The organism is Micromonospora citrea, from assembly GCF_900090315.1.
GTDB classification, from domain to species: Bacteria; Actinomycetota; Actinomycetes; order Mycobacteriales; family Micromonosporaceae; genus Micromonospora; species Micromonospora citrea.
Genome location: NZ_FMHZ01000002.1, coordinates 4,613,338 through 4,633,315, shown reverse-complemented (window position 1 = coordinate 4,633,315; position 19,978 = coordinate 4,613,338). Strand labels below are relative to the sequence as shown.

The following is a 19,978-nucleotide window of genomic DNA, read 5'->3' as shown; positions in this document are numbered from 1 at the left end:
TCGGTCCCCCTGTAGACGGTCGCCGTCCGGAATCGGTTGTACGACCGGGCGGACCGGCGTACAGGATGGCCGGATGGACACGGAGCTGCGAATCCCCGACGGGCTCGGCTGGGTGCGGGACGTCCCCGCCGGACGACTGTGGCTGGCGGCCCTGCCGGAGCGGCTGGCCGACTGCGCCGCACGCTGGTCGCTGCGGGTCGGGCCACCCTTCCCGTACGCCTTCGCCTCGCTGGCCCTGCCCGCCGAGCTGCCCGACGGCACGCCGGCCGTGCTCAAGCTCCAGTACCCGGACCCGGACAGCGCGCACGAGGCGACGGCCCTCGACCTCTGGGCCGGCGCGGGAGCGGCCCGGCTGCTCGCGCACGACCCGGACCGACGGGCGCTGCTGGTCGAGCGGTGCGTGCCCGGCACACCGCTGCACGCGCTGCCCGCCGACGCGGCGCTGGACGTGGCCGTCGGGCTGCTGCCCCGACTGTGGCGCCCGGCCGGCCCGCCGTTCACCCCGCTCGCCGAGGAGGCCGCCGGGTGGCGGGAGCGCCTGCCGGCGAAGTGGGAGCGGGCCGGCCGGCCGTACGAGCGGCGGCTGCTCGACGCGGCCCTCGGCCTGCTGGCGGACCTCGTCGGGAGCCAGGGCGAGCAGGTGCTGGTCAACCAGGACCTGCACGCCGGCAACGTGCTGCGGGCCACCCGCGAGCCGTGGCTCGTCATCGACCCGAAGCCGCTGACCGGCGAGCGGGAGTTCGGCGTCGTGCCGCTGGTGCGCGGCCCCGAGCTGGGGCACTCGCCGGACGCCGTCCGGCGCCGGCTGGACCGGCTCAGCGCGGAGCTGGGGCTGGACCGGGAGCGGGTGCGCGGCTGGGCGGTCGGGCAGACCCTGGCCTGGAGCATCGGCGAGGGGCAGGTCTTCCCCCGCCAGGTCGAGGTGGTCCGCTGGCTGCTCGGTCAGGAGTGACCACCGGAGCCGGGCGCCGGGGCGGTGGGAGCCAGCGGGCGTCAGGGCCGGGCGCCGGGGCGGTGGGAGCCAGCGGGCGTCAGGGCCGGGCGCCGGGGCGGTGGGAGCCAGCGGGCGTCAGGGCCGGGCGCCGGGGCGGATGTCCGGGCGGGCGGGGCGGCGTTCGGGGGCGGACGCCCGGGGCGGGCGTCAGCCCCGTTGGCAGGTGGCGCACCAGTAGAGGTTGCGGCCGGCCAGCTCGCCGCGGCTGACCGACGTGCCGCAGACGTGGCAGGGATCGCCGGGGCGCCGGTAGACGTACACCTCGCCGCCGTGCCGGTCGACGCGGGCGGCCCGGCCCATCGCCTCGGGCAGATGGGCGTCGCGAACGGTGTCGATCCGCCCCCGCACGACGGCGAGCCGCATCAGCGCCACCAGGTCGGCCCAGAGCGCGTCCCAGCGGGCGCGGTCCAGCCGCCGCCCGGGCAGCGTCGGCGGCAGCCCGGCCCGGAACAGCGCCTCGGTGACGAAGATCAGCCCGGTGCCGGCCACCACCGACTGGTCCAGCAGCAGCGCGGCCAGCGGCGTCGGGCTGCGGGAGATCCGGGCGTACGACCGACCGGGGTCGGCGTCGGCGCGCAGCGGGTCGGGGCCGAGCCGATCGCGCAGCGCCGCCACCTCGGGCGGGGTGAGCAGTTCGCAGGCCGTCGGCCCGCGCAGGTCGAGCCAGTGCCGGTCGCTGGTCAGCCGCAGCCGCACCTGGCCGACCGGCTCCGGGGGCTCCCCCGCGCCGTCGGTGAACCTGCCGTAGAGCCCGAGGTGGACGTGCAGGGTCAACTCGCCGGCGTGGTGGTGCAGCAGGTGCTTGCCGTACGCCTCGGTGGCCTCCAGCACGGTGCCGCTGAGCAGGGCGGCGCCCTCGGCGAAGCGGCCCTGCGGGCTGGCGGCGTGCAGCTTGTCGCCGGCGAACAGTTCGGCGTGCCGCGCGGCGAGTCGGTGGATGGTGTGTCCCTCAGGCACGGGTGCCAAGCGTAGCCGGACCTGCCGCACGGCCCACCGCGCAGCACACCCGCCGCACCGCCGGCCCGGCCGCACCGCCTCACCTGCGGCCGGGCCGCCCTCGCCCGCGGCTCCGCCCGCCACCCTCGGCTGCGGCCTGCCGAACGGCGGGCAGGCCCGTAGAGTCGGGCTGAGGCAGGGAGGAACGGTATGGATCACCGCAGCCGACGTTCCACCGTCCGGGCGCGACCGCGCGTCGCCCTCGGCATGGCGTTGCTCGGCGCCGCCGCCCTCGCCGGTGGCTGCACGACCGGCGCAGACGGCGGGAGGCGGGACGCGACGCCCACCCCGTCGGCGACCGTGCCGACGCCCACCGGGACGACTCCGCAGCCCTCGCCCACCGTGCGGGCGGCGGTGACCGTACCCACCTCGGCCTTCCTCGAACTGCAGGCGGAGATCCGCAAGTCACCGAGGACGACGACGCCCGTCGCGAACGCCCTGCCGAAGCTGTGCGGTCAGGAGTTCGGCACCGGCGGTCGGGCGGTGACCGCGAGCGCCGCGATGATGAGCGTCTACAAGCGGCCCGGTGACCCGCCCGAGAACGTGCCGCAGGGCACGATCACACAGACGATCTTCGCCTTCGAGGGCGACGGCGCCGACGCACACCTGCGGCGGGTCCGCGGCTCGCTCGACTCGTGCCGATCCTTCCGCCGCTGGGGAGGCACCGTCGACGTCCGGACCCGCCCGCTGCCCGGCGTCGGCGACGAGGCGCTGCTCGTGACCCTGAGATGGCCGCAGACCGACCTTCAGGGCAACCGCGTCGGCGGCGAGGCGGTCAGCCAGATCGCCGTGATCCGTGTCGCCGACGTGACGACCGTGCTCCACGACCAGGGGTGGGAGGGCACCAGCGGCGACCCCGCCCTGATGGACGATCTCACCCGTACCGCCGTCGCCGCCCTCGACGCCTGGCGCCGCTAGCCACTCCCGCCGGGCTCCGCTCGGACGCCGGCACGCCCGACCGGCTCACCACCCGCCGCGCGCGGACGAAGCCGGCTCACCACCCGCCGCGCGGACGACAGCGGCCCTCCGCCGCGTGCCCCGGTGTCAGGAAACGGCCTGCTGGGTACTGCTGTGACGGACAACGTGGGCGGCAGTCGTTCCATCGGCCACCCGCATTCCCCAGGAGGTGTGTTGTGGTCAGGATTCCTTCGCTGTCGCGCCGGTCGGAAGAGGCGCCGACGCGGGACGAGAACCTCGACGGCCGCGTCGACGGCCGCGATGCCCCGGTGGGTGTCGGACCGGACCGGGCGACGCGGACCGACCCGGTCGGTGGCTCGGGGCCCAACCGGCCGGTGGTCACCGAACGCGACAGCGACCAGGCGACGTACCGGAGCAGCGCCGCGACCGTCGACGGGCCGGGCGGCGGCGCGCGCGCCGGTGACCCGCGGGACGCCGAGGCCGAGCGGCGGGCGGCCGAGCGGGCCGCCGTGGCGCGGGCCGCCACCGCCCGGCCCGTCGACGACGACACCCGGCGCCACCCCCGGGTCACCGACGCGGACCCGACCCTGGAACGGACCCTCGACGGCCGGACCGTCGACCTGGGCCGGGACGCGGCGGCGGCCCGCGCCGCCGGGACGGACCGGGACCGCCCGGTGGACCGCCGGCCCGACCGGCCCGTCGAGATGGACGATCGGCCCGTAGACCGGGACGGCGACGGCGTCGCCGACCGCGCCGAACAGCCGGTGGTCGCCGGCCCGAAGCCCCGGGCAAGCATGCTCGCCACGCTCGGCCTCGTCGTCGGCCTGGCCGGCGCGCTCTTCGTGCTCACCGGCACCCTCGCCGGGTACGGCATCGGGCTCGGCGCGATCGGCGCCGTCCTCGCGGTGCTGGGCCTGACGGCCACCCGGCGCCGGCACATCGCCGGCAAGACCGACGCGCTGCTGGGCATCGTGTTCGGCCTCGGGGCGGTCGTCCTGGGCGTGGTCGCGATGACCGGCCAGTTCGACTGGCCGACCACCGACGGCGACTGGGTGGCCCGGTTCCGGGAGTGGCTCGACTCACAGTTTGTGGACCGGTTCTAGCGGGCACTGTCCGGCTCGCCGGCGGTGCGCCGGCGACACCGCCGGTGAGGAACCGGCGGACAGCCCGACCAGCCTGGTGGTTCACCAGCCGGGCGACCCTTTTTCGGGGGCGGCGGTTCGCCGCCCCCGAAGTGTTTCCGCGTCCAGTCCTCGACGCTGCCGGGGCCGCGACCGCATCCGTCCGCCCTGGCGGCCCTGGGCGCAACGAACGGCCGGCGACCCCGCCCCAGACGCAACGATCGAACGGCCTGCGCAACTTCCAGCGGTGGATCCCGTCGCCCCGGGCCACATACCGTTGAGCAACGGCGCCAGCCCGTGGGCCGACGGTGGCCGGGCGCGCCCGACCCTGGGAGCAGGACAATGACGATGGACGCCACCAGCCAGCGCTTCCTGATGTGCCGGCCGACGTACTTCGCCGTCGACTACGCGATCAACCCGTGGATGGACCCGACCGCTCCGGTCGACGCCGACCTGGCCGTCCGGCAGTGGGAGCAGCTACGCCAGATCTACCGGGACCTGGGCCACACCGTCGAGGAGATCACTCCGGTGCCCGGGCTGCCCGACATGGTCTTCGCCGCCAACGGCGGCACCGTGATCGACGGCAAGGCGATGGCGGTGCAGTTCCGCGACCCGCAGCGCGCCGACGAGGCTCCCGCGTACCGCGCCTGGTTCGAGGCCGCCGGCTTCGAGATGTACGACCCGAAGCACGTCAACGAGGGCGAGGGCGACATCCTCCTGGCCGGCGACCACCTGCTGGCCGGCACCGGCTTCCGCACCGCGCACGCCTCGCACGCGCAGCTCCAGGAGGTCTTCGGCTACCCGGTGGTCACGATGCAGCTGGTCGACCCGCGCTTCTACCACCTGGACACCGCGCTCACCGTGCTCGACGAGCACACCGTGGCGTACCTGCCGGAGGCGTTCTCGCCGGGCAGCCGCGCCGTGCTGCGCCGGCTCTTCCCGGACGCGGTGCACGCCACCCTGGCCGACGCCGAGGTGTTCGGGCTGAACGCGGTCAGCGACGGCCGGCACGTGGTGCTGCCGGCGCAGGCCACCGGCCTGGCCGCGAAGCTGCGCGACCGGGGCTACGAGACCATCGGCGTCGACCTGTCCGAGCTGCGCAAGGCCGGCGGTGGACCGAAGTGCTGCACGTTGCGACTCCGTCAGGGAAAGGCGAGCAAGTGATCGAGGACATGCTGCGGACGCCGGAGGCGGTCCGCGACGCGGAGCGGTGGACCGCGCACAACTACCACCCGCTGCCGGTGGTGATCGCCTCCGCCGAGGGCTCCTGGCTGACCGACGTGGACGGCCGCCGCTACCTGGACTGCCTGGCCGGCTACTCGGCGCTGAACTTCGGCCACCGGCACCCGAAGCTCATCGAGGCCGCGCACGCGCAGCTCGACAGGCTGACCCTCACCAGCCGGGCGTTCATCCACGACCAGTTCGCCGACTTCTGCCGGGAGCTGGCCGAGCTGTGCGGCAAGGACCTGGTGCTGCCGATGAACACCGGCGCCGAGGCGGTGGAGACCGGCATCAAGGTCGCCCGCAAGTGGGGCTACCAGGTCAAGGGCGTCGCCCCGGGCCAGGCCAACATCGTGGTCGCCGAGGGCAACTTCCACGGCCGTACGACCACCATCGTCAGCTTCTCCACCGACGAGGACGCGCGCGCCGACTTCGGGCCGTACACCCCCGGCTTCACGGTGGTCCCCTACGGCGACCTGGCCGCGCTGACCGCCGCGATCGACGAGAACACCGTCGCGGTCCTGATCGAGCCGATCCAGGGCGAGCAGGGCGTCGTGGTGCCGCCCGCGGGCTACCTGCCGGGCGTGCGCCGGGTCTGCACCGAGCGGAACGTGCTCTTCGTCGCCGACGAGATCCAGTCCGGCCTGGGCCGCACCGGGGACACCTTCGCCTGCGACCACGAGGGCGTCACGCCCGACATGTACCTGCTGGGCAAGGCCCTCGGCGGCGGCATCGTGCCGGTCTCCGCGGTGGCCGCGAACGCCGACGTGCTCGGCGTGCTCAAGCCCGGCCAGCACGGCTCCACGTTCGGCGGCAACCCGCTGGCCTGTGCCGTGGCGACCGAGGTGGTCCGGCTGCTGGCCACCGGCGAGTTCCAGCGCCGCTCCGCCGAGCTGGGCGCGCGGCTGCACGCCGGGCTGACGGCGCTGGTCGGCAAGGGCCTCGTCGCCGTCCGGGGCCGGGGCCTCTGGGCCGGCCTGGACATCGACCCCGCGCTGATGAGCGGCCGGGAGGCCTGCGAGCGGCTGATGGAGCGGGGCGTGCTGGCCAAGGACACCCACGGCTCGACCATCCGGCTCGCCCCGCCGCTGGTGATCACCGAGGAGGAGATCGACCACGCGGTCGCCCAGCTCGCCGCCGTGCTGGCCGGCTGAACTCCGTACGACGAGAGCGGGCGCCGGGACCACGGTCCCGGCGCCCGCCGTCGTCCGCCCGCCCTCACTTGGGCAGGCGCATCGCCATCGTCGGCGCCTCGGCCATGACCGAGTTCGGCGTGTAGGGGGCGCCGGCGGGCAGCTCGCCCGGCCGGCCGATCTGCACCCCGGGGTACAGCTCCACCATGTCGCCCTCCGCGAGCACCCGCGACTGCCTCGGCGCCAGCGGGACGCGGTCGGCCTCCGCCATCGACCCGCCCGGCCGGATGCCGGAGCCGTTGGTGCTCACGTCGGTCACGATCACCTCGCCGACGCGCAGCTCGAACCGGACGTGGTTACGGCTGATCCAGCGGCGCGCCTCGTCGTTGAGCCACTGGCCCAGCACGATCCCGCCCGTCTGCTCCGGCGCCCGGCCGACCACCACCGGCTGCTCCTCGGTGAGCGCGAAGCGACGCCGGATCAGCCCGCCGACGCGGACGGCCAGGACCTCGCTGCGCGGGCGCGGGCCGGCGTCGGAGAGCCGGGCGCCGTGCCGGGGGCAGGTCGGCGCCCCGCCGCGCAGCGAGGGCGGCGGCTGACCGGCCGGGCTGCGCTCCACCCGGGCCAGGTCGGCGAAGGCACCGCCGCCCCCACCGCCACCGAAGAGCGCGCAGCCCGGCTCCGGGCAGCGCCACTGCCGGGAGAGCAGCTTCACCCCGGCCGGTGACCGGTCGCCGGCGACCGGGGTGTGTCCGCCGCCGACGTGGGCGATGAAGACCGGCCCACCGGCGCCGGGCACCGGCGCGAGGACGCGCCCCGCCTGCTCGACCAACCAGGGGTAGCGCCCGCGCAGGCCGTCCGCCCGCGCCCGGGTGAGCACCGGCAGCCCGAGCAGGTCGGCCACCTCGAACATCCGGTCGCCCGGGTTGTCGAGCACCTCGACCAACCCGTCGTCGGCCCACCGACGGACCACCATCCGCTCGTTGGAGGTGAGGTCCGCGTCGGAGAGCAGCGCCCGGTGGACGACCGCGTAGACGGGGACGCTGTCCTCCTCCAGCTCCCGGGCGAGGGCGTCGATCACCATGCCGAGGCGGAGCAGGCTGGCCGGCCTGCCGCCGTCGATGTTCTGGTAACGGATGACCTCGGCCAGGTCGAGGACGGCCCGGGCCAGCGAGGGGTCGGTGCAGACCCGCCCCTCGATGGCGTCCAACACCTTGCTGATCTCGAATCTCATCGGACGCTCTCCACGATCTCGTCGATCCGCCGGGCCAGTTCCAGGTCACGCCGGGTGACCCCGCCCGCCGAGTGCGTGACGCAGCGGAAGGTCAGGGTGCGCCACCGGATGTCGATGTCGGGGTGGTGGTCCAGTTCCTCCGCCGTCGCGGCGACCCGGTCGACGACCGCGATGGCGTCCGGGAAGCTGGCCAGCTCCACGGTGCGGGTGATTCCGGCGGGGTCCCCCGACCAGCCCGCCAGCCCGCCCAGCTCGTCTCGCACCGCCTCGGCGGTGAGCACGTCTGCCATGGGGAGACCCTACCGGGGCTGATCGGCACGACGCCGACCAGCGGCGGGAGGTGTGTCACAGCCGGCAGCCGGCCCGGCGTGGCATGGACGGACCTCACTGCGGGCCGACGCCGAGCGTCACCTCCGGCAGGCCGCCCGACGCGGCATGGACGAACCCCACTGGACGGCGGACGTTAGGCTGACCGGCGGCCCGGCCGGGCCGCGACCCTCGTCGCCCCGGCCCACCCTGCGTGAGGAGATGTCCCGCATGAACACTCGACGGCTGGCGACCACGGGGGTCGCGATCGTCGCCGCGCTCAGCCTCGGTCTGAGCGGGTGCGGCACGAAGACGGACGCGGACACCCCGGCCGGCAACGGTGGCGCCAACCCGGCACCGGCCACCAGCTCGGCCCCGGCGGACGCCAGCGCCGAGCTGAGCGCCGCCGCGCTGAAGCTCAACGAGCAGAGCGTCCGGATGAAGCTCAAGTCGTCCGTCATCGACGGTGACGGCGTGATGGACCCGGCCACCAAGACCGGCGACATGACGATGAAGATGGGTGCCCAGGGCACCTTCCGGGTCCTGATGCTCGGCGACGACGCCTACCTGAAGATCACCGGTGTGACGGGGATGCCGAAGAAGTGGCTGCACATGGACGCCACGAAGCTCGGCAGGAGCGGCAACCTCAACCTGATGCCCGAGGGCGACCCGGGCGGCGCGAAGCAGATGATCGACAGCGTGGTGGACGTGAAGAGGACCGGCGAGGGCAAGTTCGCCGGCACGCTGGACTACACGCGCACCAAGAGCGAGGACAAGGCCATCCAGGCCCTCGGCGAGAAGGCCAAGGCCGTGCCGTTCACCGCCAGGGTGGACGACCAGGGCCGGCTGGTCGAGTTCGCCATCGACACCAGCGTGCTGCACGAGTCGCTGGGGATGATGACCACGACGTACTCGGACTTCGGCGCCCCGGTCTCGGTGAAGAAGCCCGCCGCGAGCGACACCCAGGAGGCCCCGGAGGAGCTGATCAAGGCCATGGGCTCCTGATCGGACGTACGCGAGGCGAAGGGGGCGGCGCCGTCGGCGCCGCCCCCTTCCGCGTCCCGGTCTCAACCGCGCAGCGGCCGGCCCACCTCGTGCAGGTGCGCGAGCGCCTGGCGGTACGACTCGACCAGCCCCGTCTGCGCGTACGGGATGCCCCGCTCCGCGCAGTACGCGGCCACGATCGGCTGCGCCCGGCGCAGGTTCGCCCGGGGCATGTTCGGGAACAGATGGTGCTCGATCTGGTAGTTGAGCCCGCCGAGGGCGAAGTCGACGAACCGGCCGCCCCGGACGTTGCGCGAGGTCAGCACCTGCTTACGCAGGAAGTCGAGGTCGTCGTCGGCGGTCGGCATCGGCATCCCCTTGTGGTTCGGGGCGAACGAGCAGCCCATGTAGAGCCCCCACAGCCCCTGGTGGACGGCGACGAAAAGCAGCGCCTTCACCGGCGACATCGCCAGCAGCAGCGCGCCGAGGTAGCCCACCGCGTGCAGGCCCAGCAGCAGCGCCTCGACCCGGCGGTGCCGCATCGGGGTGCCGAACCGGCCGTCCGGCTCCCGCCCCACCACCGCCCGCACGCTCGCCACGTGCAGGGCGAGCCCTTCCAGCAGCAGCATCGGAAAGAACAGCCACGCCTGTCGGCGGGCCAGCCAGCGGCCGAAGCCGCGCGTCCCGGCGGCCTGCTCGTACGTCCACACCAGCGCGCCCGCCCCGACGTCCGGGTCCTCGTCCTCGTGGTTCGGGTTGGCGTGGTGCCGGTTGTGCTTGTCGACCCACCAGCCGTAGCTCAGCCCCACCGCCAGGTTGCCGGCGAGCAGACCCACCGCCTCGCTCGGCCCGCGCCGGCGGAACATCTGCCGGTGCCCGGCGTCGTGCCCGAGGAACGCGACCTGCGTGGTGGCGACGGCCAGGAAGACGGCGACCAGGAGTTGCGCCCAGGAGTCGCCGACCAGCCCGACGACGGCCCAGCCCGCCGCGTAGACGCCCAGGGTGAGCACGATCCGCGTCACGTACCGGCCCGGCCGCCGCTCCAGCAGGCCCGCCCCGCTGATCCGCCGGGACAACTGTGCGTAGTCACTGCCCCGCCGTACCGGCGGTTCCGCCACCGCTGCAAGCACCATCGCGGCCCCCGTTCCTCGACCCCGAGCCGCGCCGGCCGGCGCGTCCCTCCCGTCCAGTCTGGGCAATCCGGTAGCTCTGAGTAACCCTGGCAACCCCCCGACCGGGGGTAGGGCAGGCCCTACCCCCGTCCGCCGCGGCGCCGGTCGCGGCGCGGACTCCGCCGGTCAGCCCATCCGGCCGACGGCGGCGCGGAGCCGGGCCAGATCGCGCCGTCGTCGCTCGTACGTGGCGGCGAGGCCGATCAACGCGAACCCGCCGACGGCGAGGAAGATCCACCGGGGCAGCAGATCCCAGCCGCGAGCCAGCTCGTGCAGTGCGAGCAGGGCCAGCGTGACCCCGCCGAGCAGCACCGGCGCCTGCCAGCGGCGGGTCGCCCCGGCGAGCACCGTGCCGAGCGCGACCGCGCCCAGCAGCAGCCGTCGCCACGGCTGCGGATCCGGGGCCACCAGCACCGACACCAGGCTCGGCAGCAGCGCGGCCGCGAGCCCCGGCCCGAGCGCCAGCCAACTGTTCAGCCCCGGCCGGGTGCGCAGCGCCGCCACGCCCGCCCCGAGGGCCAGCGCCGCCGCCGGCACCGTGTACGCCTCCAGCAGCGCCACCTTCCCGGCGGCCAGCAGCAGCCAGCCGCCGAGCAGTTCGCTGCCGCCGGCGACGCCCGCGAAGGCCCAGCGCCGGCCCGTCGACTCGCCCCGGCGCAGCACCCGCAGCGCGACGGCGGCACCCCACAGCACGCAGACCGCCGCGGCGTACCGGAGCGCGCCGACCGCGAGCAGCAGCGCGACCAGCGCCACCGCCTGGGCGACCGCGTCCAGCGCCGCCGCCGTGGCGGCTCCCCGCCGTGCCTGACCGGCCGCGACGGCGGCCCGGGGACCGCCGAGCAGCGCGGCGGCGCCCAGCGTGAGCACCGCGACCGCGAGCACGCTGAACGCGGCCGTCCGCAGCGGCAGCCCGCCGGCCGGCGGGGCGGTCACCGCCAGACCCGTCGCGGCGGTCACCGCCACCAGGCAGCCGGCGAGCCGAGCCTCGTCCCGGCGCGCGGCCACACCGACCACGGTCGCCGCCACCACCAGCACCCCCAGGCCGGCGAGGGTGCCCGCCCGGGTGGCCAGCAGCCCCAGCAGCCCGGAGCCGGTCAGCGCCAGCCCCACCGGCACCCCGACCGGGACGAGCAACGGGCGGGGCGCGGCCAGGGCGGCGACCAGCACCACGGCCACCCCGACGACCAGCGTGACGGCCGGCGCCACCGGCCACGGCGTGCCGGCGGCCACGAGCAGCACCGGCAGCGCGGTCGCGGCGAACGGCAGCGCGGCCAGCGGGGCCCGCCACCGCCCGGCGCGCGCGGGCGCGGCGGACCCGGCGGCGTGCGGGCCGTTCGCGTCGGGGCGGGCGACCCCCGACGCACCCGGGTGCGGGCGCGTCACACCCGGCTCCCCAGCGCCGGGCCCGGCGGCTTCCGGCACGCCCGCACCGGGGCGGGCGGCCAGGATCGCGGCCACCGCCAGCGCGGCCAGCGCCACGCCGGCGGGGAACGCCTCCGGCGCGGGCTCGACGTCCGGCGCACCGGACCAGGGCGCCACCCCGCCGTACGGGGCGAGGAGCACCGTGAGCGCGACCGGCGCGGCGGCGACGACGGAGATCACCAGCAGTCCGACGCCGGCCACCCGCAGGACGACGCCCGGGCACGCCGCACCGCCCAGCGCCGCCAGCAGGACCGCCACGGCGGCGTAGAGGGTCACCGGCTCGTCAGCCGGCACGACCAGCGGCGCCGACCCGACCAGCGTGACCGCCACGGCGAGCGCGACACCGCCGTACGCCCGCAGGTCGGGCCAGTGCCGACGGACCGCGAGCAGCCCGGCCGGCAGCAGCACGACGGCGGCGAGCGCCGCCCGCGCCTGCCACCAGGCCGGTGCCCCGGCGGCGATCAGGGCGACGGCCGCGCCGGCCGGCGCCGCGAGCGGCGCGACGGCCAGGGAGACCCCGGCGACCCCACGCTGGACGGCCGTGCCCCGCCGTCCGGCGGCGGCCGCGGCGAGCCCGACGGCGAGGAGCACCGCGAGCGCCGCCCCCGCGCCGACGGGGGCCGCGAGCCCCACCAGCAGCCCGTGCCCGAGCAGGACGACCCCGGACGTCGCCGCGGTCGCCACCGTCCAGGACCGGACGCCCGCCCGACCCACCGCGACGGCCAGCAGGCCCGCCCCCGCCGCCAGGTCCAGGGCCACCACCGCCGGCCACGGCGACGGCCAGGCCGCGGGCGCCGCGAGCACGACTGCCGCCACGCCGAACGCGGCGAGCGGCGACCGGGCGGCGCGGGGCAGCAGCAGTCCCAGGGCCGCGAGCGCCAACGCGACAGTCAGCGGCAACTGCCATCCCCGCGCGAGGTCCGGGCCGGCGGCGGCGTCCTGCCACGGGGGCAGCGACCGGACCGCCGTGGCGCCGGCGAGCAGGACGACCACCAGCACGGTGAGCTGGGCCGTCCCGCCGGCCACCAGCAGCGCGCCGAACCGGGGACCGGTCCGCCACCCGGCGGGCAGCAGCCGCACCGCGCCGGCGAGCGCCACCACGACGAGCGCCGCGAGCAGCGGCGCCGGCGAGGGCCACAGCTCCGCGATCGGGCGGACGACCACGCCGGCCAGCACCGGCACCAGCGCCCCGGCGGCGACGGCGCGGAACACCCGCCCGCCGGTGAGCAGCGCCGCGCCGAGCAGCGTCAGCGCCACCAGCAGCAGGGGCGCACCGGCCAGCAGCGGGGTGCCGGCGGCCCGGCCGACGGTCAGCGGCACCAGCGCGCCGCCCGCGGCGAACGCCAGCGCGGCGGCGTACCCGACCCAGGCGAGGACGCGCCCGGCGAGGACCGCCGGACGCTCCCCCGTTCCGCCCGCCGGCTGGCTCCGGCGGCGCAGCGCGGCCAGCACCGCCAGGTTCAGCAGCGCCACTCCGACGAGGACCACCGCCCAGCCGGCGGCGTCCGGCCGGGCGCCGGCGGCGAGCAGGGGCAGCACCGGCTGCGCGGTCACCAGCGCCGCGAACCACGGCACGGTCAGCCCACTGAGCCGGGCGTACCCGACGGCGACCGCCGCGCCGGCCCCCCCGACCAGCGCGGCGTAGCGGGTGGCGGGCCAGCCGGCCACCCCGAACAGGTCCACCGACCAGGCGGCGTACCCGTCGAGAAGCACCAGCAGCAGCCCCACCGCGGCGAACGTCTCCGCGGTGCCGCGCAGCCGCCGACGCACCGCCACCAGGGGCGCGGCCAGGGCGAGCGCGGTGAACGCGGCCAGGATCAGGGCCCGGCCGGCGACCCCGACCGCCGCCCAGGCGACCGCCGTGAAGACCACCGCCGCGGTGCCCAGCAGCAGTCCGCCGAGGACGAACAGCAGGCTCTGCACCGTCCGGGTCGAGGTCTCCGCCCCGCCCACGACCGCGCCGACCGACGCGGGAACCGGCGCGACCGGCCCTCGCCCCGGCCACGCCGCCCCCGCGTGGGCCGGCACCGGGTGGGCCGGCACCGGGTGGGCCGGCACCGGGTGGGCCGGCACCGGGCGCGCGGCGGGCGTCGGGTGGGCCGGCACCGGGCGCGCGGCGGGCGTCGGGTGGGCGGGCATCGGAGGCGCGGCCGGCGTCGGGCGCGCGGCCGGGCCGGGGAACTCCGCCCTGATCGCGGCGGCCAGCTCCGCGCGACGCCGCCGGCTCGCCGCCAGCCGGTCGACCAGCCCCTGGTACGCCGCACGGGCCCGCTCGGTCTCGCCGACGAGCGCGACGATCTCCCCGTCGAGTCGGATCACCTCGGCGGCCCGCGGATACGGCGGCAGCCCGCAACCGGAGCAGCCGGAGGCGAGGTCGGCCGGCGCGCCGCAGGCGGGACAGGGGTAGCCGAGGTTCTGCACCCGGCCATTCTCGGCCGGCGGCCGTCACCGGCCCAGAGTGCGCGTACTCAGGGGCGGGTGTGCTCGTGCACCCAGGCGGCGTACGCGGGGTCGCCGCTGTCCACCCGGCTCACGAGGATCTCCGGCACCTCGTACGGATGGCTGGCCCGGATCTGCTCCACCAGCGCGGCGGCCCGGTCCGGCGCGGTCTTGAACTGCACCGACCACTCGGTGCTGGTCTCCACCCCCGAACGCCACCAGTAGGTGCTGTCCACCTGGCCGCCCACCTGCGCGCAGGCCGCCAGCCGCCCGGCGACGGCCGCGGCCGCCAGCACGTCGGCGACCGACCGCGCGTCCACCACCGTCGTCACCACGCAGATCTGGTCCACGAGCGCACCCTACGCGGCGCCGTCCCGATTGGCCGCGATCCACTCGTCGATCCGCGCCCACCAGTCGAAGAGCCAGTCGATCCGCTCCTGCCTGCCGGTCGGCACCTGCTCCGGCGGCACCGACCAGAACCGCATCACGATCCGCTTGTCCATCGGCAGCTCCCGCCACACGTCGGCGACGGTGAGCATCCGGTCCAGTCCGGTGTGCGCCACGAAGATCACCCCGGCGTCGGGGGCGGCTTCCAGCGCGGCGAGCAGCCCACCGGGCTGCGGGGCGAGCACGTGCCGCATCCGCTCCGCGCGCAGCGCCATCCGTTCCAGGCCCAGCCCGCGCAGCCGGGCGATGGCCCGCAGCCGGCGACCGGGGGTGAAGTTGCCGCCCTCCGGAAAGATCACGAACGCGTCGTCGTCGTCCAGCCCTTCGGCCAGGTGCCCGATCTGCTCGGTCACCGAGCCCCGCCCGTCCGGGCCGGGCGCGAGGAAGCGGTTGGGCAGGCGGTTGAGCAGCACGTCGATCGCCGGGTCCCACTGGAGGCTGTCCTTGAGCACGATCCGCGGCTCCCGGTTGAACCAGTTCACCAGGGCGTGGATCAGGATGAACGAGTCGCCGGGCCCGGCGTGCCGGCAGAGCACCAGCTCGGGCCGCCCGGGCAGCGCCGTGTCCGGGTCGGTGCCCACCACGTCGATGTTCAGGTGCAGCGTCCAGCGTGCCTGCCAGAAGAGCACCCGCAGGAACCAGCCGGCGAGCAGGTAGTGCGCCCGCTGGAAGGCCGGCGAGCGGACCCGCCAGCCGAAGCCGGAGCCGACCCAGAGCCCGAAGAGCGCGAGCAGCGCCGCCGCGTCCCAGACCAGGTAGACGCAGCCGATCCAGAGCAGTCGCAGCGGCCGCAGCCGGCCCGGGACCAGCGGCGAGGCCGCCGCCGCGAGGAGCGCCCACACCGGCAGGGTGGTCACCACGAGGAAGGCGAGCAGCACCGCGCCGGGGGCCAGGATCAGCCGGCGTACCCACCGCGGCGGGAGGGGCATCAGCGCTCCAGTTGGGTGGCCAGGTAGTGCCGCGAGGCCGTGTAGGCCCGGCTGATCCGCCGTCCCACCGCCGCCATGTCGCGGTAGGCCCACGGGGTGTCGTCGCGTGGGTTCAGCCCGCCGGTGGGCAGCACGTGCACCTCGACCCCGTCGGGCAGGGCGGCCATCTCGCGGGCGAACCGGTGCCGCCGGGCGATCTCGAACGCGACCTGCGCGATCTCCCAGGGCCGGCGGGGCGGGCTCAGCTCCCGTTCGATCCGGCCCACCTGAAGTACGAAGATCCGGCCGGCGCCCGCCGCGACCGCCTCGCCGATCGGGATCGAGTTGACGATCCCGCCGTCGACGAAGTGCTCGTCGCCGATCCGGGCCGGCGGCAGCAGCCCCGGCACCGAGGCGGACGCGAGCACGGCCGGCACCAGGGGCCCACTGTGGAACCAGTGCTCGGCGGCGCGTTCGATGTTGGCCGCGCAGCAGCGGAACGGCACCTGGAGGTCGGCGAAGGTGGTCTCCGCGCCCAGCTCGCTCTCCAGCAGCTTGCGCAGCGGGCGGGGCGAGTGCAGGTGGGTCCGGGCGGCGAACCGGCGCAGCTGCCGCGCCACCGAGTCGCCGTAGACCTCGCTGGCCTCCGGCGAGGCCCAGAGCCGGACCAGCCGGTCGGTGACCGACTCGGAGGGTTCGGCGGCGACCAGCGCGCCGTTGACCGCCCCGATCGACGTGCCGAGCACCATGTCGGGCCGGATCCCGGCCCGGAACAGGGCACGCAGCATCCCCACCTCGACCGCGCCGAGGACTCCCCCGCCCCCGAGCACGAACGCCACCGGTCCCCGCGCCATGCGCCCCATCCTGGCACGCGCCCGCACCGCCCCTTCCGACAGGCGTGCGGAACGTGCCTCGTCCCCGAGCAGGGGGGCCTTCCTCGCGCTGGTGCGGCGGGCGTTGACAGGCCGGACACATTCACGCAACCTGATAGCGCTCCCACAGCGAGGCAGGTGCGATTCCGTGAAACCAGCACTGCACCCCGGCCGTCTGCTGTCCCGCCGGTACCGGCTCCTCGACCAGATCGGGGCCGGCGGCATGTCGGTGATCTGGCGGGCCCGGGACGAGGTGCTGGACCGGGTCGTGGCGCTGAAGGTGCTGGCCCCGTCGCTCGCCGCCGACGCCCGCTTCCGCGACATGGTCCGCGAGGAGGCCCGCGCGGCGGCCCAGCTCGTCCACCCGCACGTCACCTCCGTGCACGACTACGGCGAGACCGTGGCGCCCGACGGGTCGATCACCTCGTTCGTGGTGATGGAGCTGCTGACCGGTGAGGAGCTGGAGTTCCGGCTGACCGAGGGGCCGCTGCCGTGGGCCGACGCGGTCGAGGTGGCCGCCCAGGTGGCCGACGCGCTCGCCGCCGCGCACCGGCTCGGCATCGTGCACCGGGACATCACCCCGGCCAACGTGATGATGACCCGGGCCGGGGTCAAGGTGCTCGACTTCGGCATCGCCACCCGGATCGGCACGCCCGACGACGACGAGGACGGCGGCACCTTCGGCACGCCCGCGTACGTGGCGCCGGAACGGCTCGACGGGGCGCCCGCGCAGCCGGCCACGGACGTCTACTCCCTCGGCGTACTGCTCTACGAGGCACTGACCGGCCGGGTGCCGTACCCGGCGGACACCTGGGAGCAGCTCAGCGAGGCGCTGGCCGGCGAGGGCCCGCCCCCACTGGCCGACCTGCCGGGCCTGCCGCCCGAGGTGGCCCGCACCTGCCTGCGCTGCCTGGCCCGGGACCCGCTGGAGCGGCCCACCGCCCGGCAGGTCGCCACCATCCTGCGCGACCAGCTGCTGCCGGCCGACCCGCAGGCCGCCACCATGCTCGCGCCGACGATGACCCTCCCGGCCGTCGCGCCCCCGCGGGCGGCCCCGCCGGCCGGCGCGGCGGGGCCGCCCGCGCCGCTCGGGGCGACGACGGACGCGCCGGCCACGACGGCACAGGACGGATCGGGCGGCCCGGCGGCACAGGACGGATCGGCCAGCCCGGCGGCACGGGACGGATCGGGCGGCCCGGCGGATCCTCGCGGTGCCCGCCACGCCCGGGGACGCCCGCGACGCCGGCTGCCGCGGCCCGCGCTGATCGTGCCGGTCGTGGTGGTCGTCGGGGTGGCGCTGGCCGTGCCGGCGTTCCGCCCGGACGAGGCCCGCCCGCCCCGGTCGCTGCCCACCACCGGCCCGCCCGCCCCGACCGCCTCCGCCACGTCGCCGGCCGCCGCAGCGTCACCGTCGGCGTCCCCGACGGGCGCCCCGCCGGTCACGCCCGAGCCGGCCCCGACGACTCCCCGGGCGCCCGGGGACCTGGTCGAGGCCGCGAACCGGCTCGACGGCCTCATCGGTGCCGGCCTCGACGACGGCGGCATCCGCCCGGACGTCGGCCAGGACATCCGCAACGAGCTGCGCAACCTGACCGACGCGGCCCGCGCCGGCACGGGCGACCTGAGCGAGCGGGTGGCCCGGCTCCGGGAAAAGGTCGCGGTCCGCCGCGGCGAGGGCGCCATCAGCGAGTCGTACGCCCGCCGCCTCGACCGCGCGCTCACCGCGCTCGCCGCCACCCAGACCTGACCGGGCCGTACGCCCGCCGCCTCGACCGCGCGCTCACCGCGCTCGCCGCCACCCAGACCCGACCGGGCCGTACGCCCGCCACCGACCCAGGTCAGCGCGCCGCCGCGCGAACCGGCTCCCGGACCTCGCCGGAGCGGGCCGCGGCGGCGGTGAAACGCTGGTACACCTGCTCGTAGCCGGCGGCGATCTGCTCGGTGGTGAAGTTCCGTGCCACGTGCGCGACGCAGGCCGCCGGGTCGAGGTCGGGCGCGGCGCGCAGCGCGCCGGGCAGGTCGTCCGGGCGATCGCAGATCACGCCCGTCACCCCGGGCCGGACGAGTTCCGGCACGGCCCCCCGGTTCAGCGCCACCACCGGCGTGCCGGTCGCCATGGCCTCCACCATCACCATGCCGAACGGCTCCTCCCACTGGATCGGCATGATCAGGCAACGGGCCTCGACCAGCAGCCGCAGCGCCTCGGCCCGGTCGGCGTCGAGCACGACGCGGACGTCGTCGTCGAGCATGGGCCGGACCACCTGGTCGAAGTAGCGACGCTCGGCGGGCTCGTTGCACTTGCCGGCGAGCACGAGCGGCAGGCCTGCCGCCCGGCACGCGCGGATCGCGGCGTCCGGGCCCTTGTCGGGGCTGAAGCGGGCCAGCCAGAGGACCGGCCCGTGGCTGGGCGCCGTCTTGTGCGGGATGCCCCGGACGTCCATCGCGTTGTGCACGGTGCCGACCCAGGGCAGCCGCGGGTTGAGCCGGCGCTGGGCGTGGGAGATGGCGACCAGCCCGACGCCCCGGTCGGTGTCGCTGAGCACGTCGCCGTACTCGCCGACGGGGTTGCCGTGCACGGTGGCCACGGTGGGCACGGCCCGGCGACCGGCGACCAGCGGGCCGATCGTGGTGTGGTCGTGGACGACGTCGAAGTCGGCCGCGTCGACGAGGTGGTTGACCCGGGCCAGGTGGGCCAGCTCGGGCAGCGACTCGCCGAGGCGTTCGTACTGGAGGTCGGGCGCCGTGGAGACGAAGGCGGCGCTGGTCCCGTGCTCCCGGCCCGCGCCGAAGAGGGTCACCGCGTGGCCCCGGTCGACCAACGCGTCCACCAGCCCGGTCACCACCTGTTCCAGCCCGCCGTAGCCCGGCGGCGGCACCGACAGCCACGGCGGGACCACCATCGCGATCCGCAGCGGCCGGCGCGCCACGCGGTCGGTCGGCAGGTGGTTCATGGCCACGAGTCCTCCCCCGTCGGTCACTGGTGTGGTGGACGGCCCGGACGGGCGCCGCGACCGGTTCCCGCCCTCGGCGGGATCGGCGACGTCTTCCCGACGGGGCGCACCACTAAACCGGACAGGCCGGGCGCTCACCCGCCCACGAGGAGCTGGTCCCGCACCGCCCGCACGCCCTCGGTCGACCAGGCCATCCGCTCCGCCTCGTCCCGCTCCCACCAGGACCGGACCACCCCGCCGAGGACGACCGTGTCGCCGTCCAGCTCGACGGTCACGCGTTCCGTGCCGATGCCCCGCAGCAGCGCCCGCCGCAGGTCGTGCCGGATCCGCTCGGTGTCGGGGCGGCCGGCGGGCCGCACCTCGACCAGGTTGGTCACCCCGCGTACGCCGCGCAGCCGGCGCAGCTCCCGTTCGGCGGTACGCCGCTGCCAGCCGAACTCCACCTCGCCCCGCAGCATCACCCAGCCGTTGGCCACGGTGACGTCCAGCCGCTCGGCGGGGACGAAGCTGTCCCACTCCAGGGCCCGGCTCGCGGCGATCGCGATCTCGGCGTCCGTACGCCCCGCCTCGCCCGGCAGGCGCACCTCGATGTCGTCGGCGACCGCCCGCACCCCGCGTACGCGCTGGGCGCAGCGTTGCGCCGCCCACCTGCGGGCGTAGCCGTCCACCCATCCGGTCAGGGTGACCACGCCGTCGGCCACGGTCACCCCGATGTCGTTCGGCTGCACCTGGGCGTCCCAGGCCAGCTCGTCGAGCACGTCCCGCTGGATCCGCTCGTCGGTCCGGACGGCCGCTGCCGTGGTCATCGCACCCCTCCGTACGCCTCGCCGGGTCTGCCACCGACCCTGCCGCCAGGACGG

Annotated in this window: 17 protein-coding genes; 7 read left to right on the top strand and 10 right to left on the bottom strand. The window is 76.3% G+C overall.

What is annotated here, in order from left to right; genetic code table 11:
• Positions 1–73: 73 nt before the first annotated feature.
• Positions 74–952 (top strand): aminoglycoside phosphotransferase family protein, encoded by an 879-nt coding sequence (locus tag GA0070606_RS21320; RefSeq protein ID WP_091103368.1) that lies wholly within the window; start codon positions 74–76, stop codon positions 950–952.
• A 189-nt stretch (positions 953–1,141) separates the two neighbouring features.
• On the opposite strand, the gene GA0070606_RS21315 is transcribed toward GA0070606_RS21320, so the two are convergent.
• Positions 1,142–1,981 carry an Fpg/Nei family DNA glycosylase gene (locus tag GA0070606_RS21315; RefSeq protein WP_141721753.1) on the bottom strand — a complete coding sequence of 280 codons (840 nt, stop codon included), beginning with the start codon at positions 1,979–1,981 and terminating at the stop codon, positions 1,142–1,144.
• 159 nt (positions 1,982–2,140) lie between these two features.
• Here GA0070606_RS21315 and GA0070606_RS21310 point away from each other — a divergent pair, with 159 nt between their 5' ends.
• The 4 genes from GA0070606_RS21310 (at position 2,141) to rocD (ending at position 6,404) form a co-directional block, all read left to right on the top strand.
• Positions 2,141–2,908 (top strand): hypothetical protein, encoded by a 768-nt coding sequence (locus GA0070606_RS21310; RefSeq protein WP_091103364.1) that lies wholly within the window; start codon positions 2,141–2,143, stop codon positions 2,906–2,908.
• A 215-nt stretch (positions 2,909–3,123) separates the two neighbouring features.
• The gene (locus GA0070606_RS21305; RefSeq protein WP_245724758.1) at positions 3,124–4,011 is read left to right on the top strand and encodes a UbiA family prenyltransferase; all 888 of its coding nucleotides are present in this window, start codon (positions 3,124–3,126) and stop codon (positions 4,009–4,011) included.
• A gap of 366 nt (positions 4,012–4,377) precedes the next feature.
• Positions 4,378–5,193, top strand: a complete 816-nt coding sequence (gene ddaH / locus GA0070606_RS21300; protein ID WP_176737558.1) for a dimethylargininase — start codon at positions 4,378–4,380, stop codon at positions 5,191–5,193.
• Positions 5,190–6,404 carry an ornithine--oxo-acid transaminase gene (gene rocD / locus GA0070606_RS21295; RefSeq protein ID WP_176737381.1) on the top strand — a complete coding sequence of 405 codons (1,215 nt, stop codon included), beginning with the start codon at positions 5,190–5,192 and terminating at the stop codon, positions 6,402–6,404. Before ddaH ends, rocD begins: the two co-directional genes overlap by 4 nt.
• A 64-nt stretch (positions 6,405–6,468) precedes the next feature.
• Here the strand turns inward: rocD and GA0070606_RS21290 are convergent, their stop codons facing one another.
• Together GA0070606_RS21290 and GA0070606_RS21285 are read right to left on the bottom strand one after the other, a co-directional pair.
• Positions 6,469–7,617, bottom strand: a complete 1,149-nt coding sequence (locus GA0070606_RS21290; protein ID WP_091103359.1) for an FHA domain-containing protein — start codon at positions 7,615–7,617, stop codon at positions 6,469–6,471.
• Positions 7,614–7,907 carry a 4a-hydroxytetrahydrobiopterin dehydratase gene (locus GA0070606_RS21285; protein WP_091103356.1) on the bottom strand — a complete coding sequence of 98 codons (294 nt, stop codon included), beginning with the start codon at positions 7,905–7,907 and terminating at the stop codon, positions 7,614–7,616. The genes GA0070606_RS21290 and GA0070606_RS21285 overlap by 4 nt, the downstream gene beginning before the upstream one ends.
• A 247-nt stretch (positions 7,908–8,154) precedes the next feature.
• Here GA0070606_RS21285 and GA0070606_RS21280 point away from each other — a divergent pair, with 247 nt between their 5' ends.
• On the top strand, positions 8,155–8,928 hold the full coding sequence (locus GA0070606_RS21280) for a hypothetical protein (protein ID WP_091103354.1): 774 nt from the start codon (positions 8,155–8,157) through the stop codon (positions 8,926–8,928).
• A gap of 62 nt (positions 8,929–8,990) precedes the next feature.
• On the opposite strand, the gene GA0070606_RS21275 is transcribed toward GA0070606_RS21280, so the two are convergent.
• The 5 genes from GA0070606_RS21275 to GA0070606_RS21255 all read right to left on the bottom strand — a co-directional run bounded on the left by GA0070606_RS21275 (position 8,991) and on the right by GA0070606_RS21255 (position 16,149).
• Positions 8,991–10,040 (bottom strand): fatty acid desaturase family protein, encoded by a 1,050-nt coding sequence (locus GA0070606_RS21275; RefSeq protein WP_091103351.1) that lies wholly within the window; start codon positions 10,038–10,040, stop codon positions 8,991–8,993.
• 165 nt (positions 10,041–10,205) lie between these two features.
• Positions 10,206–13,922 carry an SCO7613 C-terminal domain-containing membrane protein gene (locus GA0070606_RS21270; protein WP_091103348.1) on the bottom strand — a complete coding sequence of 1,239 codons (3,717 nt, stop codon included), beginning with the start codon at positions 13,920–13,922 and terminating at the stop codon, positions 10,206–10,208.
• 47 nt (positions 13,923–13,969) lie between these two features.
• Complete coding sequence (gene cutA / locus GA0070606_RS21265) at positions 13,970–14,290, bottom strand: divalent-cation tolerance protein CutA (protein ID WP_091103345.1); 321 nt, start codon at positions 14,288–14,290, stop codon at positions 13,970–13,972.
• Positions 14,291–14,299: 9 nt separating this feature from the next.
• Positions 14,300–15,316, bottom strand: a complete 1,017-nt coding sequence (locus GA0070606_RS21260) for a 1-acyl-sn-glycerol-3-phosphate acyltransferase (protein WP_091103343.1) — start codon at positions 15,314–15,316, stop codon at positions 14,300–14,302.
• Positions 15,316–16,149, bottom strand: coding sequence for a patatin-like phospholipase family protein (locus GA0070606_RS21255; RefSeq protein WP_091103341.1), 834 nt, complete (start codon positions 16,147–16,149; stop codon positions 15,316–15,318). Before GA0070606_RS21255 ends, GA0070606_RS21260 begins: the two co-directional genes overlap by 1 nt.
• 166 nt (positions 16,150–16,315) lie before the next feature.
• Between GA0070606_RS21255 and GA0070606_RS21250 the strand changes: the two genes are divergently transcribed.
• Positions 16,316–17,914 (top strand): serine/threonine-protein kinase, encoded by a 1,599-nt coding sequence (locus tag GA0070606_RS21250; protein WP_245724757.1) that lies wholly within the window; start codon positions 16,316–16,318, stop codon positions 17,912–17,914.
• 91 nt (positions 17,915–18,005) lie between these two features.
• On the opposite strand, the gene GA0070606_RS21245 is transcribed toward GA0070606_RS21250, so the two are convergent.
• Positions 18,006–19,118 carry a glycosyltransferase family 4 protein gene (locus tag GA0070606_RS21245; protein WP_091103334.1) on the bottom strand — a complete coding sequence of 371 codons (1,113 nt, stop codon included), beginning with the start codon at positions 19,116–19,118 and terminating at the stop codon, positions 18,006–18,008.
• Between the two features lie 134 nt (positions 19,119–19,252).
• Positions 19,253–19,924, bottom strand: coding sequence for a BON domain-containing protein (locus GA0070606_RS21240; RefSeq protein WP_091103333.1), 672 nt, complete (start codon positions 19,922–19,924; stop codon positions 19,253–19,255).
• Positions 19,925–19,978: the final 54 nt, after the last annotated feature.